Source organism: Nannocystis sp. RBIL2, assembly GCF_026626745.1.
Classification (GTDB): domain Bacteria; phylum Myxococcota_A; class Polyangia; order Nannocystales; family Nannocystaceae; genus Nannocystis.
In genome coordinates, this window is the sequence record NZ_JAPNJW010000001.1 from 1,179,782 (window position 1) to 1,197,500 (window position 17,719).

The 17,719-nt window shown below is 70.1% G+C and carries 12 protein-coding genes and 2 rRNA genes (1 of these 14 only partly in view); 7 read left to right on the forward strand and 7 right to left on the reverse strand.

Annotated features, from left to right (window positions below; all coding sequences use genetic code 11):
- The first annotated feature begins 14 nt into the window (after positions 1-14).
- The 3 genes from OV090_RS04690 (at position 15) to OV090_RS04700 (ending at position 4,323) form a co-directional block, all read left to right on the forward strand.
- Positions 15-1,763 carry a potassium transporter TrkG gene (locus OV090_RS04690; protein WP_267702263.1) on the forward strand — a complete coding sequence of 583 codons (1,749 nt, stop codon included), beginning with the start codon at positions 15-17 and terminating at the stop codon, positions 1,761-1,763.
- 352 nt (positions 1,764-2,115) lie between these two features.
- Entirely contained in the window at positions 2,116-3,864 is a 1,749-nt protein-coding gene (locus tag OV090_RS04695) for a potassium transporter TrkG (protein WP_267702264.1), read from the forward strand.
- Between the two features lie 9 nt (positions 3,865-3,873).
- A complete protein-coding gene (locus tag OV090_RS04700; RefSeq protein ID WP_096332173.1) occupies positions 3,874-4,323 on the forward strand; it encodes an NAD-binding protein in 450 nt (149 codons plus the stop codon).
- Between the two features lie 181 nt (positions 4,324-4,504).
- Here the strand turns inward: OV090_RS04700 and OV090_RS04705 are convergent, their stop codons facing one another.
- Positions 4,505-4,753 carry a helix-turn-helix domain-containing protein gene (locus OV090_RS04705; RefSeq protein ID WP_267702265.1) on the reverse strand — a complete coding sequence of 83 codons (249 nt, stop codon included), beginning with the start codon at positions 4,751-4,753 and terminating at the stop codon, positions 4,505-4,507.
- A gap of 370 nt (positions 4,754-5,123) precedes the next feature.
- Complete coding sequence (locus OV090_RS04710) at positions 5,124-6,137, reverse strand: lysylphosphatidylglycerol synthase transmembrane domain-containing protein (protein WP_267702266.1); 1,014 nt, start codon at positions 6,135-6,137, stop codon at positions 5,124-5,126.
- 123 nt (positions 6,138-6,260) lie between these two features.
- Between OV090_RS04710 and OV090_RS04715 the strand changes: the two genes are divergently transcribed.
- Complete coding sequence (locus tag OV090_RS04715) at positions 6,261-7,115, forward strand: fumarylacetoacetate hydrolase family protein (RefSeq protein ID WP_267702267.1); 855 nt, start codon at positions 6,261-6,263, stop codon at positions 7,113-7,115.
- A gap of 4 nt (positions 7,116-7,119) precedes the next feature.
- On the opposite strand, the gene OV090_RS04720 is transcribed toward OV090_RS04715, so the two are convergent.
- Entirely contained in the window at positions 7,120-7,344 is a 225-nt protein-coding gene (locus OV090_RS04720) for a hypothetical protein (protein ID WP_267702268.1), read from the reverse strand.
- Between the two features lie 569 nt (positions 7,345-7,913).
- The gene (locus OV090_RS04725) at positions 7,914-8,882 is read right to left on the reverse strand and encodes a macrolide 2'-phosphotransferase (RefSeq protein ID WP_267702269.1); all 969 of its coding nucleotides are present in this window, start codon (positions 8,880-8,882) and stop codon (positions 7,914-7,916) included.
- Between the two features lie 438 nt (positions 8,883-9,320).
- Between OV090_RS04725 and OV090_RS50465 the strand changes: the two genes are divergently transcribed.
- Positions 9,321-11,426: a fused MFS/spermidine synthase gene (locus OV090_RS50465; protein WP_267702270.1), complete on the forward strand. Its 2,106-nt coding sequence runs from the start codon at positions 9,321-9,323 to the stop codon at positions 11,424-11,426.
- Between the two features lie 299 nt (positions 11,427-11,725).
- On the forward strand, positions 11,726-12,505 hold the full coding sequence (locus OV090_RS04735; protein ID WP_267702271.1) for a DUF1571 domain-containing protein: 780 nt from the start codon (positions 11,726-11,728) through the stop codon (positions 12,503-12,505).
- A gap of 61 nt (positions 12,506-12,566) precedes the next feature.
- Here OV090_RS04735 and OV090_RS04740 read toward each other — a convergent pair whose 3' ends face one another.
- A complete protein-coding gene (locus OV090_RS04740) occupies positions 12,567-14,108 on the reverse strand; it encodes a hypothetical protein (protein WP_267702272.1) in 1,542 nt (513 codons plus the stop codon).
- Between the two features lie 881 nt (positions 14,109-14,989).
- Between OV090_RS04740 and OV090_RS04745 the strand changes: the two genes are divergently transcribed.
- Positions 14,990-16,000: a hypothetical protein gene (locus OV090_RS04745; protein WP_267702273.1), complete on the forward strand. Its 1,011-nt coding sequence runs from the start codon at positions 14,990-14,992 to the stop codon at positions 15,998-16,000.
- A gap of 683 nt (positions 16,001-16,683) precedes the next feature.
- Here OV090_RS04745 and rrf read toward each other — a convergent pair.
- Both rrf and OV090_RS04755 read right to left on the reverse strand, forming a co-directional pair.
- A 5S ribosomal RNA gene (gene rrf / locus OV090_RS04750) occupies positions 16,684-16,800 on the reverse strand.
- Between the two features lie 168 nt (positions 16,801-16,968).
- Positions 16,969-17,719, reverse strand: a 23S ribosomal RNA gene (locus OV090_RS04755); it runs 2,192 nt beyond the window's last position.

A 17,719-nucleotide genomic window follows, 5' to 3' on the forward strand; every position in this document is an offset into this window, starting at 1 on the left:
GGTATAGTGGCGCGGTGTCGATCGGCAGCGTCCTCGTCCTCCTCGTCGCCCTCGGAGTCGTGGCCCTCGACGTCGCCGTCGCCTCGCCCTGGACCGGCCTCATCATCGTGTTCGGCATGGCCGCGGTGACCCTCGCGGTCGCCGAGGAGGTGCGGCAGATGATCTTCGCCCGCCGCAAGGCCGCCGGCATGGACGGCGTGCTGTGGTTCGAGGTCTCGCTGCTGCTGGCCCTGCTCGGCTTCCTGCTCGCGCGCACCCTCGCGCTCACCGGTCAGTTCGGCGGCACCCTCGAGGCCAGCGGGCTGCGGGCGATCGAGACCTACGACCTCGTGTTCGCCACCCTCGCCGCGGTCGCCGGCGGCCTGGTGATCGCCCCCGAGCGCACGGGACATGTCCTCTTGAACATGTCCCAGCGGCCATCCATGATGCTGATCGGCAGCTTCGCCGCGATGATCATGGTCGGCAGCCTGCTCCTCACCCTGCCGGTGTCGCTGACCGAGGCCGCCCACACCTCGTTCGTCGACTCCCTGTTCACCATGGCCAGCGCCGTGTGCGTCACCGGCCTGACCGTCAACGACGTGCCGACGGTCTACACCCCGTTCGGTCAGGGCGTCATCCTCGCCGGCATCCAGCTCGGCGGCGTGGGCATCATGACCATCGCCGCGCTCGCCCTCGCCTTCAGCCACAACAGCTCGCTGCAGAGCCAGCTGCGCTACGCCGCCATGCTCGACGCGCGCACCGTCGCCGACCTGCGCAAGATCGTCGTCGGCATCCTCGCCGGCACCTTCGTCGTCGAGGCCGTCGGCGCGCTGCTGCTGTGGTTCCTGCTCGTCGGCGACCCGCGGCTCGGCGAGCACTCCGCGGTCTGGATGGCCGTGTTCCACTCGATCTCCGCCTTCTGCAACGCCGGCTTCTCGCTGTTCCCCGGCAGCATCACCCAGTTCGCCGGCGAGTTCGGGCTGCAGACCGTGATCATGGGCCTTATCATCCTCGGCGGCCTCGGCTTCCCCGTCATGGTCGAGCTGGTGCGCCACGGCTGGCGTCGCCTCGTCCGCGTGGTGAAGCCCTCGACGCCCGCGCCCGCGCGGCTGTCGCTGACCACCCGCGTGGTCCTGTCGATGAGCCTCGCGCTGATCGTCGGCGGCACCGTCGCCATCTACGCGCTCGAGTTCTCCAACGCGCTGGTGCCCGCCTCGGAGCAGGGCTTCGGCCGCCGCTTCATGGCCGCGCTGTTCGCCTCGGTCAACACCCGCACCGCCGGCTTCAACTCCTACGACATGGGCGTCCTGCGCGACGCGACGATCCTCGTCACCTGCGCGCTGATGTTCATCGGCGGCTCGCCGGCCTCGACCGCCGGCGGCATCAAGACCACCACCCTCGCCACGGTCGTCGCCGCCCTGCGCGCCGAGCTGCGCGGCCGCGAGCCCGAGCTCGGCGGCCGCGCGATCGCCCCCGAGGTCCTGCGCAAGGCCACCGCCGTCCTCGTGATGATGAGCGGCATCGCCTTGGCGATCATCCTCCTGCTGACCCTCACCGAGGACCAGCCGTTCCTCAAGCTCTCGCTCGAGGCCATCTCGGCGCTCGCGACCGTCGGTCTGTCGACCGGCATCACCGCCTCGCTGACCGTCGCCGGGAAGCTCATCGTCACCGGCGCGATGTTCCTCGGCCGCGTCGGGCCCTTCACCATCGCCCTCGCCGTCGGCGAGAGCGCCGCGACGAACCCGCGCTACCGCCTCGCCCGCGAGGACCTCCCGGTCGGCTGAAGGCCCCTTCGTCGAGGCGCCCCCGCATCGGGTCCTTCGCGTCCCTCGCCCCGGGTGAGCGAGCCGCGTCCTCGAGGTCGCATCCCCGGCGAAAATCTCCCGGTCGACCGAGGGATGCCTCGACCCCGAGCGATGTCGCCGAGGACAACCTCCCGGTCGGCCGAGGGACGCCGCGACCCCAGGCGTCGTCGCCGCCTCGCCGTCGAGCAGCCTGATGCCCTCCCGCACCGCTCCACCAGTGGCGAGAGCGCCCGCGCGCTTTCGCCACACCTCTGCGAATTGATTTTCGCACGTCTTCGCGGGTCGTCGAAGCCCGTACGCGCGGGCCTGCGGACGCCGATATAGTGATCGTGTGTCGATCGGCAGCTTGATCGTCCTCGTCGTCGCCGTCGCCGTCGTCGCGCTCGACGTCGCCGTCGCCTCGCCCTGGACGGGGCTCCTCGTCGTGCTCGGCATGGGCATCGTCACCCTCGCGGTCGCCGAGCAGGTGCGGCAGATGATCGCCGCGCGGCGCAAGACCGCCGACGTCGGCGGCGTGCTGTGGTTCGAGGTCGCCCTCTTCCTCGCGCTGCTCGGCTTCCTCCTCGCCCGCGCCTTCATCCTCGGCGACGCCTTCGACGGCCCCCTGAGCGAGCGGCGCCTGGCGGCCGCCGAGACCTACGACCTGGTGTTCACCACCCTGGCCGCCCTCGCCGGCGCCCTGGTGATCGCCCCCGAGCGCACCGGACGTGTCCTATTAAACATGTCCCAGCGGCCAGCCATGATGCTGATCGGCAGCTTCGCCGCGCTGATCTCGCTCGGCAGCCTGCTCCTGACCTTGCCGGTGTCCCTGACCGACGCCGCCCACACCTCGTTCGTCGACTCCCTGTTCACCATGGCCAGCGCGGTGTGCGTCACCGGCCTGGCGGTCAACGACGTCGGCGCGACCTACAGCCTGTTCGGCCAGGGCGTGATCCTCACCGGCGTCCAGCTCGGCGGCATCGGCATCATGACCGTGGCCGCGCTCGCCCTCGCGTTCAGCAACAACAGCTCGCTGCAGAGCCAGCTGCGCTACGCCGCCATGCTCGACGCGCGCACCGTCGCCGATCTGCGCAAGATCGTCGTCGGCATCCTCGCCGGCACCTTCATCGTCGAGGCCATCGGCGCCTTCCTCCTGTGGCTCCTGCTGGTCGGCGATCCGCGGATCGGCGACGCCCCGGCGCTGTGGACCGCCGTGTTCCACGCGGTCTCGTCGTTCTGCAACGCCGGCTACGCGCTGTTCCCCGGGGGCATGGGCGCGTTCGTCGGCGACATCGGCGTCCAGGTCGTCGTCATGACCCTGATGATGCTCGGCGGCCTCGGCTTCCCCGTCATGGTCGAGCTGGTGCGCCACGGCTGGCGCCGCCTCGTCCGCGTCGTCAAGCCGACCACCCCGGCGCCGCCGCGGCTGTCGCTGGCCACCCGCGTGGTGCTGTCGACGACCCTGGCGCTGATCGTCGCCGGCACCGTCGCAGTGCTCGCGCTCGAGTTCGGATCGGGGCTACAGCCCGCGGGCGAGCACGGGATCTTCCACCGCCTGTGGTCGGCGCTGTTCATCTCCGCCAACACCCGCAGCGGCGGGCTCGACACCGTCGGCGTCGGCGGCATGCGCGACGCCACGCTGCTGGTGCTGTGCGTGCTCATGTTCATCGGCGGCGCCCCGGCCTCGACGGCGGGCGGGATCAAGACCACGACCTTCGCCACGGTCGTCGCCACCCTGCGCGCGGAGCTGCGCGGCCGCGAGCCGGAGCTCGGCGGTCGCGCCCTCGCCCCCGAGGTCGTGCGCAAGGCCACCGCCGTCCTGGTGATGATGAGCGGCCTGCTCATGGCCTTCGTCCTCCTGCTCAGCCTCACCGAGGACCTGCCGTTCCTCCACGTCGCCTTCGAGGCCGTGTCGGCGCTCGCCACCGTGGGACTGTCGACCGGGATCACCAGCTCCTTCTCCGTCGCCGGCAAGCTGATCCTCACCGCCGCGATGTTCCTCGGCCGCGTCGGCCCCTTCACGATCGCCCTCGCAGTCGCCGACCAGGCCGCCACGCGCTCGCGCCACCGCCTCGCCCGCGAGGACCTCCCGGTCGGGTAAGCTGTCGCCATGGCACAGAGCCGCTACCTCATCATCGGCCTCGGGCGCTTCGGCGCCGCTCTCGCCGAATCGCTCGCCGAGCAGGGCGCCGAAGTCATCGCCGTCGACCGCGACATGGCCATGGTCGACGCCGTCAAGCAGAAGGTCGCCTACGCGATCGAGCTCGACGCCACCGACCCGCAGGCGCTGCTGTCCATCGACCCGCTGAAGTGCCGCGCCGCCATCGTCGCCATCGGTGAGAACTTCGAGGCGACCGTGCTCACCCTCGCCGCCCTCAAGGAGGTCGGCGTGCGCGACATCGTCGCCCGCTCCCGCTCCGCCCGCGAGTCGCGGATCCTCCAGGCCGTCGGCGCCACCCAGGTCATCGAGCTCGAGTACGAGATGGGCCGTACCTTCGGCAAGCGCCTGATCGGCGGCGCCGAGGCCCAGCCCGCGCTCGGCCAGGCGCTCAAGGCGTGAACTTCGTCCTGCCCGATCGGGCATGTCTTCGCGGACATTTCTCTTCGGGCATGCTCTTCAGGACATGCTCGTACGCGCAGATCACACGGCGCGCTCGGGCGCTTAAACGACCAGCGGCCCGACGCCGGAGCGACGGACCGCGCGAGGGGCGTTGAGGAGCCGCCCCCGGTCTTCGAATAATTCACGCGGTCATCGCAGCGACGCCGGCGACGCTCGCGGACTGACGCGGCGAGGTGTCACCGATGCCGGGGCGCGCACCCGCGTCGCGGATCCAGCGGATATTGTGCTTGATGATGCGCCGCTTGAGCGCGTGCCGGGTGATACCGAGCAGCTTGGCTGCTTCGACGATGCTGCCCGCGGTGTGCAGGGCGGTCTCGCAGAGGAGGCGTTCGGCGGCGGTGAGGTTGAAGTTGTCGAGGACGATCTGCATGACGACAACCTAGAACACGCGCTTGATCCAACGGAGAGCAAGCGCGCGGCGCCGGAACAGCGACCGGCTTGTGTTTCGTGCGTCGCGCGGCATGTGGCCGCGTACTCGTGGGGACCGGCGGAGACCCGCGCGCAGGCGAGCGCGCCGCCGCGCGCCGGACCCCGTACACACCGCCGAGAACAGCGTCTCCCTCGCTGCGCACCGGGTCGGCGACAGCGACTGCAGCATCATGACGATCGGCGAATGACGACATGATCCGATCCGGATCGACGTCGCCGATCGGCCGACGCGGACTCCCTGCACGATCGCGGCGCGGCCCGCTCTCGGCGCGGCGAACGAGGCGCCGACCTTCGCTCCGCGTGGCCGTCGCTCACGCAGTCGGCGACCCGGCGGTCGGCTCGTCGCAAGCCGGCTGCCTGCTCGCGCCGCGGCGGATCAACACCGCCAGCGCCACCCCTCCGACCAGCTCGCCGTACCACAGAGTGCAGGCACGAATGAGGATCGTCGACGCCAGCGCGATCGGCTGCGTCACCCCGTGGGCCAGCCTAGCGACCAACACTGCCAGCGAGCCCTCCGTCGCGCCGAGCCCGCCCGGCAAGAAGCTCAGCGCGCCGATCAGCGTCGTCGTCGCCCACAAGAAGGTGCACAGGGCCAGGCTCGCCTCGACCCCGAAGAAGCCGTGCAGGATCAGCCAGTAGCCGACGCACTCGAGCCCCCACCCGGCCACGCTGATCACGCTCAGGACCACCAGCGATCGCAGGCGCAGCACCGCCGCGCTGCTGTCGACGAGCCCCTCGGCGCGCGCGACCAGGCCGCGCAGCTTCGGCAGCCGGCCGAGCAGCGCGAGCAGCCCGCGACACAGCCGCGGGCTGCCGAGCACCACCACGCCGGCGACCACCAACGCGAGCGTGACCAGGGCGACCGGCAAGTACTCGCGGTGCTCGGCGATGCCGACCAGGCTGAGCACCACCAGCGCCACCAGGTCGGTCAGGCGATCGGCGACTACCACCGGCGCGGTGCGGGTGAACGGCACGCCGTCGGTCTCGCGCAGCAGGTAGCTGCGCAGCACCTCACCGATCTTGCCCGGCGTCACCGACATGCTGAGCCCGGCCAGATAGACCAGCAGCGAGCGGCTGTAGGTCAGCCCCGGGGCCGCGCCCGGCCCGGCCCCGCGCACATCGAGCCAGCCCAGGCACAGCTCCCACTTCAAGAAACGCAGCAGGTAGTTGACGCTCGACAGCCCCAGCGCCGCCAGCACCATCGACCATGTATAATCGGACATGGCCTCTTGGACACGTCCGGCGTCCACCCACAGCACCGCCACCGCGTAGACCAGCACGCCGAGCGCGACGCCGACGAGGGCGCGGCGGACGAAGCGGCTCACGCGAGCTCCGGGGGGCGGTGCGGCATGGGCGGCGAGGATAGCGGCCCCGGCGGGCGAGACAAGACCGGGCGAGCGGCGGGCGCCGACTTGCGCGCGGGCGGCGAGGCGGGCAGCATCGCGGCGATGACCAGCGGAGGCAACGACGAGGTGCTTTGGCTCGGGCGCGCCCGGGCGTCCGGAGCGGCAGGTGCGCGCGCGGTGCGAGTGCGGACGCGCGGCGCTGCGCCCGGCCCGGACGACATCGCCGAGGAGATCGACGATCCGTTCGCCGACGACGACGGCGACCCGTGGCAGCGCGCCGCGACTGCGACCGCCAGCGCGCGGACCCCGGTGGCCGCGCTGGAGCTTCTCGCGCCGGTGCGCCCCAGCAAGGTGATCTGCGTCGGCCGCAACTTCCGCGCCCACGCGGCCGAGCTCGGCAACGAGGTCCCCACCGAGCCGCTGCTGTTCTTCAAGCCCCCGAGCTGCATCGTCCCGTCGGGCCAGCCTGTGGCGCTGCCTCGCGGCTACGAGCGCATCGACATGGAGAGCGAGCTGGTCGTGGTCGTCGGCCGCAAGGCCAGCCACGTCGCCGCCGAGCGGGCCTTCGAGCACGTCGTCGGCTACGCCGTCGGCAACGACGTCTCGAACCGCGACCTGCAGAAGCGCGACAAGCAGTGGACCCGCGCCAAGGGCTTCGACGGCTTCGGCCCGCTCGCCAGCTGGCTCCGCCTGACCCCGCCGGGCTTCGTCCCGCCGGTCGACGCCCGGATCCGCGGCTGGCTCAACGGACAGGCGAAACAATCCGCCCCGCTCGCCGACATGGTGTTCGACATCCCGTATCTGTTCGCCTACGTCAGCGCGTGCATGACGCTGATGCCCGGCGACCTGATCTTCACGGGCACGCCCGAGGGGGTCGCGGCGCTGCAGCCGGGCGACTCGGCGCAGGTCGCCCTCGACGGCTTCGAGCTGGCCCCTCTGGTCACGCCGTTCACCTGAGCCCTCAGCGCTTGCCGGGGCCGGACAGCGACGCGATCTGCTCGCAGGTCAGCTTGCAGGTCTCGCGGTCGGTCTTGCGCAGGCTGGTGTCCGTGTAGCAGTCGTCGAGGCAGGCCGACAGCTGCTCGAGCGTCGCCGGCGCCGGCGCGTTGACGACGCGCTCGATCCGTCGCGCGCACGTCTGCAGGCAGGCGTCGCGGCCGGTCCCGCGGTTGTGGCAGGCCGCCATGCAGCGCGACGCCTTCACGACGCCGCCGTCGTGCTCGCGCTCGCGTTCACGCTTCGAGACCGACGGCGCCGTGCTAGGCGCCCGCGCGGCATCTTCGGCCGCATCGGCGCGCGGCGCGGCCACGAAGGGGACGAGCAGCAATGCCAGGAGCGTTGCGGTAATCGATGCAGTTCGCATATCTCGGGGGTAGCGCGGGTGCTGTGTGCCGCAATGCGACTCACAGCACGGAGCGCCGAAATCACCGCGGACGAGCGTCCGAGAGCCTTCACAAGGCCGCGCTCGATTGTGCACACGCCGCACGCGCCGACGAATCGCCCCTGGTGAAGGGCCGCGGCCGCGACGACAGCAATTATCGAGCCACCTCGACTGTGATCATTGCACGATCGCGGCCTGATGACCCCAACGCGCGGCCGCCGGCCCGAATCGCGCGGCGCTCGCGGGACAAGTCACGTCAATCGCCGTACGCTCGCTTTCGTCGCAGCCTCATGACCCGACGCGCCGGCCCGGATCGCGCGGCGCTCGCGGGACGGTCCCGTCAATCGCCGCGCGCTCGCTTTCGCCGACTGCCATCAATCGGCGGCGTCGAGGGCGGCCAGGTGCGCGCGCGAATACGCCAGCGCCTCGACGTGGTCGCGCCGCAGCGCCCACTCGGCCGCCACCACCGCGGACGCGGCCCAGCGCTCGCTCGCGTGCTCGGCGAGGCCGGGCCACGTGACCCCGCCGGCCGCCGCGAAGCGTCCCAGCAGCCGCTCCAGCGCGTCACGGCCGAAGCAGCCGACGACCAGCGCCAGGTCGATCGACGGGTCGTCGACGCGCGCCTCCGTCCAGTCGAGCACCCCGATCACGCGCGCGTCGTCGGCGAGCAGCAGGTGCCCCGGGTGCAGGTCGCCGTGGACGAGCGCCGTGTGCGTCGGCCACAGCGCGTCGCTCTCGAGCCACCGGTGCCAGCGCGCCCACATCCGCGGCGACGGCTGCAGCGCCTCGCGCGTGGCCGCCATCGCCGCCGCGAGCCTGGCCCGCGCCGCCGCGATCGTCGCAGTCGGCACGCCCTGCGCCGCCGCCGAGTCCGGCGCGATCGCCTGCAGGGCGGCCAGGGTGCGCGCCATCGACTCGATGAATTCAGGCGAAGGCGCCGCCGGATCGACGATGTTCCACTGCGGCCCGGCGGCCGTGACGGTGACCGCCGGGACGCCGGCGATCCGCGGATAGGCGATGACGTCGGGCGCGTGGATCTGCCAGTCCGGCACCGCCACCGGCAAGCGCGGGCCCACCAGCGCCAGCACCCGCGCCTCCACGCGCGCGGCGGCGATCACGTCGGGCCGCCGCGGCGCTCGCACGATCCACGGCACGCCGGCGGCGTCGGTGGCGTGCGCGACCACGAAGTCGAGGCCCATGGTCTCGAGCTCCGCGCCGGCGGCCGCCAGCGCGTGCCCGTGACGACGGGCCCGCGCCAACAATTCGGCGACGGTCGTGGGCGCGGGGTGGAACGATTCGGCGGAGGGGTCGAGCGTGGAATTTACATAGGACTTTTCAGACATGTGCAAATATTCCTGTGCTCTCGGACAGGCGGTCCGACGAGCGCGAGGAGGCCGCGTGAGGCGTGAGCCGGCCGCGATCGGGCCGAGGTGCGCGCGGTCCTCCGGGTGGACGGGAGGGTGAAGCGCGACCACGCCGCGACGCCGACGCACGCGCCCGATCCGGCGCGCACGCGGGCGGCGGCGGGGCTCAACGGAAGCGGATCGACGCGACCATGGGCCGAGCTTCGCACCGTGACGACGGCCGGCGCAAGCCCCGGGAGCCTGCGACGCCGTCTGCAACGGCCAACCAGGCCAGCGGCGGCCCATGGCGGGCCCGAGGACGGGCTGGGGCGCCCCGCCATCGGCCGGCCGCATGCGGCGGAGCGCGCGGCGGAGGCGGCGCTGAGGCACCCGGTCGCGTGGCCGTCGCCTGCGCGATTGGAGTAGTCTCGCGCGGCTGTGACCGCCCCTGCCCGCACCTCCGCCTCCTCCGCGCTGTTCGCCGTCGCGATCGGGCTCGGCGCGTTCCTGCTGTTCCTCGTGCAGTTCATCCTCGGCAAGCAGCTGCTCCCGTGGTTCGGCGGCGCGCCGGCGGTGTGGACCACCTGCATGCTGTTCTTCCAGCTGCTGCTGCTCGGCGGCTACGGCTACGCCCACCTGCTGGCCGATCGCTTCACGCCGGCGCGTCAGCGCGACATCCACCTCGCCGCCCTCGCGCTCGCGGCGGTGCTGCTGCTCGTGCGGGCGTTCGTGTGGCCGGCCCCGATCAGCCCCTCGGACGCCTGGAAACCTGACCCCGAGGCCAGCCCGATCCTCGCCATCCTCGGCCTCCTCGCCTTCACCGTCGGCCTGCCCTTCCTCGTGCTCGCCGCCACCGGCCCGCTGCTTCAGAGCTGGTTCTCGCGCGTGCGCCCCGGCGTCTCGCCGTATCGCCTGTACGCGCTGTCGAACCTCGGCTCGCTGCTCGGCATGTTCTCGTACCCGTTCGCGCTCGAGCCCGCGCTGCCGATCGCCGGTCAGGGCTGGGTGTGGTCGATCGGCTTCTTCGTGTTTGCGGTCGCCTGTGGCGCCTGCGCCGTGCTCGCCGGCGCCGCCCCTGCGCTCGCCAAGCCTTCGGGACATGTCGCAACGGTCAGCAAGCCCACCGCCAGGCGGCGTCTGCTGTGGTTCGCGCTGGCGACCATCCCCTCGACCATGCTGCTGGCGACCACCAGCCAGATCAGCCAGGAGGTCGCAGTCATCCCGTTCCTGTGGATGCTGCCGCTCGCGCTCTACCTGCTGAGCTTCATCCTCTGCTTCGAGTACGAGCGCAGCTACGTCCGCGCGCTGTGGCTGCCGCTCCTGGTGCTCGGGGCCGGCGGAGCCACTTACGCCCTGTTCGCCGGCGTCTACGCCGGCATGGTCCTGCAGCTCGTCATCTACCTCGTCACCCTGCTGGCCTACTGCATGGTCTGCCACGGCGAGCTGGTGCGGCAGAAACCTGACCCGAAGTACCTGACGCAGTTCTACCTGATCGTCTCGGCCGGCGGCGCGGCCGGCGGGATCTTCACGGGCGTGGTCGCGCCGCTCTTGTTCCCCGAGTTCTGGGAGCTGCCGATCGCGCTGTTCGTCGGCTTCGTCCTGGCGATGTACGTGCTGTACCGCGGCGCCTGGCCGCAGCGGCTGTGGCTGGCGGCGCTGTCGGCCTTCGGCGTGCTCGTCGGCTCGCTGGGCCTCGCGGGGGCGCTCGTCTATCACATGCGCGAGCAGCTCGACGACAACATGTTCGTCACGCGGAACTTCTTCGGCGTGCTGCGGGTCGACCGCGCCAGCGGCGGCAACCTGGCGTACACGCGCCTGCGCCACGGCCGGATCACCCACGGCATCCAGTTCGAGAGCGAGCCGCTGAGCTCCGCGCCGACCAGCTACTACGGGCAGACCAGCGGCGTCGGCCTCGCGGTCGAGAAGCACCCGCGGCGGCTCGCCGGCGAGCGCCTGCACCTCGGCGTCGTCGGCCTCGGCGCCGGCACCATGGCGACCTACGGGCGGGCGGGCGACCGCGTGCGCTTCTACGAGATCAACCCGGCCGTGGTCGCGCTGTCGACCGGCGACGAGCCCTACTTCACGTACTTGCAGCAGAGCGAGGGCGAGGTCGCCGTCGTGATCGGCGACGCCCGCGTCGCGCTCGAGCGCGAGCAGCCGCAGGGCTTCGACGTGCTCGCCATCGACGCGTTCAGCAGCGACTCGATCCCCGCGCACCTGCTCACCGTCGAGGCCGTCGAGCTCTACTTCCGCCACCTGCGCGAGGGCGGCATCCTCGCGGTCCACATCTCGAACCGCTACCTCGACCTCGACCCTGTCGTGCGCGGCATCGGCGAGAAGCTCGGCCTCCAGGTCGAGTACGTCGAGGACCTCGAGAACGACGAGGTGGTGTGGCAGAGCGACTGGATGCTGCTCGCCCGGCGCGAGAGCGACATGAACAGCCCCGACCTCGTCAACGCGCTCGCGCCCAAGGTCGACCCCGACGCGCCTTATCCGCTGTGGACCGACGCGTACAGCAACCTGCTGCAGGTGCTGAAGCGCTGATCCTCGCTATCATTCGGTGAACACGCAGGCCGCCCGACAATCCGCGGGGCCTGCGATACGCACCGCGCCGATTCGCGCGTACGCACGACATCGCGCATTCAAATGATCCGCACGGGATAAGCCACAAATGACATAAGGCGCGTTCGCACGGGCGCCCGTCCGCGCGTGAATAGGGCCTGGGGGCCGGCGTCGCAGCGGCCCCCCCGAACAACGTCTATCTGCGGTCGGGCTCGCTCCTGCGCATTCGCGGGGCCGCCGCGGTTGACGAGAGGAAGAAAGCCATGCAAAAGCTCCACCCCATGAAATGGCTTACGCGTCATGTGCCGTCGCTGATCGCGGCGGTCACGGTCGTTGCCGGCGCCGCGCTCGTCGCTCGCGCCGAGGAGCCCGCCGCCGTCGCCGGCGTCGAGGCCGACGCTGCGAAGATCCGCCAGCTCGTGTTCGACATGGAGAAGGCGTTCGAGCAGGTCCACGACTACACCACCACCATGTACAAGCAAGAGCGCGTCAAGGGACGCCTCATGCCCCGCGAAGAGATCCAGGTCAAGTTCCGCAAGCCACTCGGCCTGTACCTCAAGTGGACCGGCGAGGTGAACCAGACCCGCGAGGTCATCTACGTCAAGGGCTGGAACGACGACAAGATCCGCGCCCACAAGGGCTCGTTCCCCGACATGACCGTCAACTTGAAGCCCGACTCGAGCATGGCCATGCAGGGCAACCGCCACATGATCACCGAGGCCCACTTCGGCCACGCGATCGGCGTCATCGCCCGCGACGCGCGGCTCAGCGAGTCGCGCCCGCAGGATGGGGTCTTCTACCTCGACCTCGGCGAGAAAGTCGTCCACGGCGCCCGCAGCCGCTGCATCGAGGCCCGCACCCCCGCGGGCGGCGTGTTCAGCGTCTACTACGCCGCCCGCGCCAAGGTCTGCTTCGACCTGAAGACCAAGATGCCGACGCGGATCCAGGTGTGGGACGCCGACGGCGACCTGCTCGAGGACTACGGCTTCCAGGACACCAAGATCAACGTCGGCCTGTCCGACGTCGACTTCGACCCGGAAAACGGCGAGTACAACTTCTGATCCGACGATTCAGCCGGAGGCACCTGGGCCTCCGGCTGTCTTATGAGCCATGTGCTGACAATCAGGGCCGAACGAACAGGGCGCCGCTGTAGATCCACGGCGCCTCGATGTCGGCGTATTGGAGCGCGTCGCCGAGGTACGGCAAGAGGTGCTTCGGCGTGATCCAGACCTCGACGCGGTACACGCCCGGGCCTGGCGCCTCGACCTCGATCTGTCCGCTCGACCAGGTCATCAGCTCCTGCCGCTCGTCGGCGGTGGCCCGGTAGAGCACCCCCCGGACCTCCGGCGCCTCCGGCCCCTGCGGGCTGCGCGGGTCGAGCGTCGGCAGCGAGGCTCGCAGCGTCAGCGGACCCCCGGCCAGAGACACCTCGGCGCCCATCTCGACCACCGCCGCGCCCTCGCCGTGGAAGTCGAACCCGACCGGCGTGCCGAGCGACTCGAACACGATGTGGTTGTTGCCCGCGCGCAGCGCCGCCTTGACCGCCTGCGGCGTCAGCTCGGGCGTGCGGATCCGGTTGTTGAACCACCGGATCATGCGGCGATACGAGTCGCCGCGCTCGCCGTCAGTGGCGATGCTGTCGAACACGTTCTGGTGCGCGTCCGTGCCGCCGGAGATCGTGAGCCGCTGCGTCTGCCCGAGCGTCTCGAGCGCCACGATCGACGGCTCGTTGGGCAGCAGGAACGCCAAAGTCGCCAGGTCGGGCTGCCGGCCCGGCTGCAGGAAGAACGGGATGATCGCGGCGAAGTAGCCGTCGTCCTCGAGGCCGAGGTCCTCCATGCGGATGTCGGGGTCGAGGTTCGCGTGCAGCTGATACAGCTCGATGCCGTCGAGCCCGAGCGTCGCCAGCTCGGCGACGTCGCGGCCCTCCGTGTGCGCCACCCAGGCCAGCGCCCCGGCCTCCTTGATCGCCGCGAACGCGGCCGGCGAGCTCGTGCCGTACACGTCGGTCACGTGCTTCTCGAGCCCGAACGGCATCATCTCGCCGCTCTCGATCCCCGGCATCACCAGGACCTTGTGGCCGTCCGAGCACTTCAACCACGCCGCGATCGGCGTCCCGCCGTCGCCCATGATCGGCTCGTCCATCTCGCGCATCAGCAGCAGCTCTTCGTAGGCCGCCTCGCTCGCGTGCGCCGGGTGGTCGCTCAACATCGCCACGTCGATCCGCGGGACGCACAGCCCCACGCGCAGATCCGCCAAACAATCCTCGTCGGGCACCCCGTTCGGCTGCGGATCGCCGTCACAGGCGTCGTGCGAGTGGTGCGAGTGCAGGTGCATGATGGCCCGCACCTCGCGGAGCCCGCGGACGGCTCCACAACCGGAGATGTCCGGTTGGCCCTTGTCCCACTCGATCGGCGTGTCCGGCGGCGCCGTCTCGCCGCATCCGCCTTCGACCCCGGTCGTGCCGGTCGTGGTATCGGCCATCGTCGTGGTCGGCGCCGTCGTGGTCGGCTCGGTCGTGCCCACGCTCGTCGCTGTCGTCGTCGTGGTGCTGCCCGTCGTCGTCCCGCTCGACGTATCGCTCGCCGTGCCCGTCTCGTTCCCCGAGCCGTTGCAGGCCCCGATCAGCAGCGCTCCGCTCACGATGCTCGCCCACTTGCGCATGGTCGCCTCCAAGATCTCCCGACACCATATCACGATCCCGGAACCACCCATCGTCTCCCCCGCGCACCCGGCCGTGCGCCGACTCCTGTCCTGCGTGGCCATCACCTCGCGCTCGCGTGTGAACCCCGCGAATCCGTCGCGGGGAAGTCGAGCATCGACTCACCCGGAGCGCCCCTCGTCGCAGGTAACCGGCGCAACAAACGTCGGGACCTGCTCCTCGCAGGAAGATCGACCATCGCCTCGCCCGGATCGCTTCTGCCTGCGCAGCCAGTCTTTGGGACATGCTCTAAAAGACATCCAAGAAACTCGGAATGTCCCGAGCAGCCTCATTCCCTGCACGAAGTGCCTCGCTGCGGCCATCACGAACCGCCAGGTCTCCTCCGGGCGATCTCCGTCTCGCGTACCAGGACATCGCGTCGCGACGAACAGGCTGATCGCAGCCGACGACACTCGCCCCTGAGCGCACCGGCCCGCCTGCAGACCCGCCTGGCTCAGAGCGACTCACCACCCCTGGACCCTGCTCGCCTGTCCGCATGTTCGGCCTCACAGCCGAAGTTCGTCGAACAGCCGACGCTCCCAGCGCTCGCAGCCCGCCGAGCACACGACCTCGAGTTCGTCCCCCGCCCTGCGCCGCGCAGTTCGTCGACCACGATTTCGACGTCGCCTCGAGCGAGCCGGCGCGTCGCCGCGCCACGCCCTGCTCGTCGCGGCGCCGAACAGGTCCGAAGGGACAGCCGTCGTCTGTTCAGCCACGCGTCTCGGGGCGACCCGGCGCGCCAGCTTCGTGAAGGCAGCCGAGCTCGCCAGCAGCCCCAGCGGCGCACTTCCCAGCCTCGTGGCGGGGTGACGCAACCGGGCCCCGCGGTGTAGTCTCTGGTGCCATGTCTGTCCTCGTCCATCGCTCCACCCTCGCCCTCGCCCTCGTCCTCGCCGCTTGCGGGGGCGACACCAAGACGGCTCCCAAGACTGACGAGAAGAAGGTCGAGGCTAAGGCCGAGGCCAAGGAGGAGCCCGGGGCCGACGCCGCGAAGAAGCCGCGCCCGCGCGCTCCCGCGAGCGAGAAGTCGCGGGTCGCCGATCCCAAGGGCCGCGTCGTCGTCCTGGGCTCGCTCAACGGAGACCTCGCCGCCACCAAGGCCGCGCTCAAGACGGCGGGCGCGATCGACGACGCCGGCAAGTGGACCGGTGGTGACCTCGTCGTCGTCCAGCTCGGCAATCAGTTCGGCAACAGCAAGGACGAGAAGGCCACCCTCGCCCTCCTCGACGACCTCGCAGCTCAGGCCCAGGCCGCCGGCGGCGCGCTTTACCGGCTGACCGGCGAGAACGAGATCCTCAACGTCGCCCTCAACTTCAAGGACATCGTCCACGCCCAGGGCTTCAAGGACTACTCCAAGGAGAAGAGCGACGACCCCCGGATCGAGAGCCTGCCGGCCAACCAGCGCGGACGCGCCGCGGTGTTCGCCTCCGGCGGTCCCGCGGCCAAGAAGCTGTCGGAGCAGAAGCTGATCCTCGTCGCCGGCGACAGCGCCTTCGCCCACGCTGGCCTGCTCGGCGAGCACGTGCAGAAGGGCATCGACAACATCAACGACGAGAGCACCAAGTGGATGCTCGGGGAGATCGCCATGATGCCGGACATGCTCGCCGCCCCCGGCCCGGCGCGGACCCCTCGCCTCCGCGGCAACGAGCCCGCCTGCGAGGTGGTCGAGCAAGCCGTCACTGACCTGGCCGTGAAGCGCCTCGTCATCGCCCGGCCCGCGGCCGAGAAGATCGACGCCGTCATGTGCGACGGCAAGCTCGTACGCGTGGGGGCTGCTGCCGGCGACGCCAGCGGCCCGGCGGAGATCCTCGAGATCTCCGGCGGCGCCGTGAAGTTCGTGCCGATCACCAAGTGATCGACGGCCGCAGGCCTGCACGAAACTCGGGGCGGCTGCCAAGCCGCCCCCATCGGCCCGCGACCGATGAGAATGCTCTTCGTCGCATGGCCTGCGCCCGCCACATCAAATGCTCGGCAGCCGCAGGCCGCCGCCATTGGCCCGAGAGCTCTCGCTAAAGGCCCTCGGCCTGGAAGCTCTCGAGAAAGGCCCTCGTCTCCGACCGCCTCGTCCGCGACCTCGCGGCCGGTAGCCGCCAGCCGCCGCCATCGGCCCGAGAGCGAGAAAGACCGCGTCTTCGACACGCGCCGAAGAGGGACGGGTGACAACCTGCTGCTCGCCGCGTCCTGCCTGCGAAAACGACTGTCCTGCAGGCCCGGCTCTGCTTCTCGCGGCGAGCGGAAGGTGGCCCGCGAGCCAACCGCAGGCGTGGCCCGACGCCCAAGCGCCGCCCCGGGCGACCCAATAAGGAGCTATCGAGAAGAAGACCGCGTCTGCGAGACGCGCCGAAGAGGGGCGGCCGGCAGTTGCAGATCGTCGCATGCTGCCCGCGAGAACGACCGCCCTGCAGCGCCTGGCTCTGCTTCCCGCGGCGAGCCAAAGGTGGCCCGCGAGCCAACTGCCGGCGCGGCCAGCTGCCTAAGCGCCGCGGCGCCCTGGCGAGACCAAAATAAAAAAGCCCCCTTCTTTCGAAGGGGGCATAGCGCTGGCGGCGTCCTACTCTCCCACAGGGTCTCCCCTGCAGTACCATCGGCGCTGGAAGTCTTAACGACCGAGTTCGGGATGGGATCGGGTGTGGCCCTTCCGCTATAGCCACCAGCAAAACTTGTCGACGAGCTGCGAGGAGAGTGACGGCGGAGCCATCGAATCGCCTCGCAAGAGATCTTTGTACGCTGTGCACGGGGCTCCATCTCGGAGCGGGCCATTTGGCCTTTGTGCAGGTGTCGCTCGGAACCTCGGACTGCAAACCGCCACACGGGACGGTGCCCAAGGTCAAGCCGAACGGTCGATTAGTACCGGTTAGCTCCGCGCGTCGCCGCGCTTCCACACCCGGCCTATTAACGTCGTCGTCTACGACGGACCTTCAGGGAATCCTCATCTTGTGGTTGGCTTCCCGCTTAGATGCTTTCAGCGGTTATCCGTTCCAGACATGGCTACTCGGCAATGCTCTTGGCAAAACAACCGAAACACCAGGGGTCTGTCCATCCCGGTCCTCTCGTACTAGGGACAGCTCCACTTCAAGATTCCTGCGCCCACGGCAGATAGGGACCAAACTGTCTCACGACGTTTTGAACCCAGCTCGCGTACCGCTTTAATTGGCGAACAGCCAAACCCTTGGGACCTACTACAGCCCCAGGATGCGATGAGCCGACATCGAGGTGCCAAACCACGCCGTCGATGTGAACTCTTGGGCGTGATAAGCCTGTTATCCCCGGAGTACCTTTTATCCGTTGAGCGATGGCCCTTCCATTCAGAACCACCGGATCACTAAGGCCCACTTTCGTGCCTGCTCCTCTTGTATGAGTCGCAGTCAAGCTCCCTTATGCCTTTACACTCTTCGGCTGGTTTCCAATCAGCCTGAGGGAACCTTTGCGCGCCTCCGTTACTCTTTCGGAGGTGACCGCCCCAGTCAAACTACCCACCAGGCAGTGTCCCGGACCAGGCTCACTGGTCACGGTTAGGCTTTCAGACTTCTCAGGGTGGTATTTCAACGTTGGCTCCGTGGAACCTAGCGGCCCC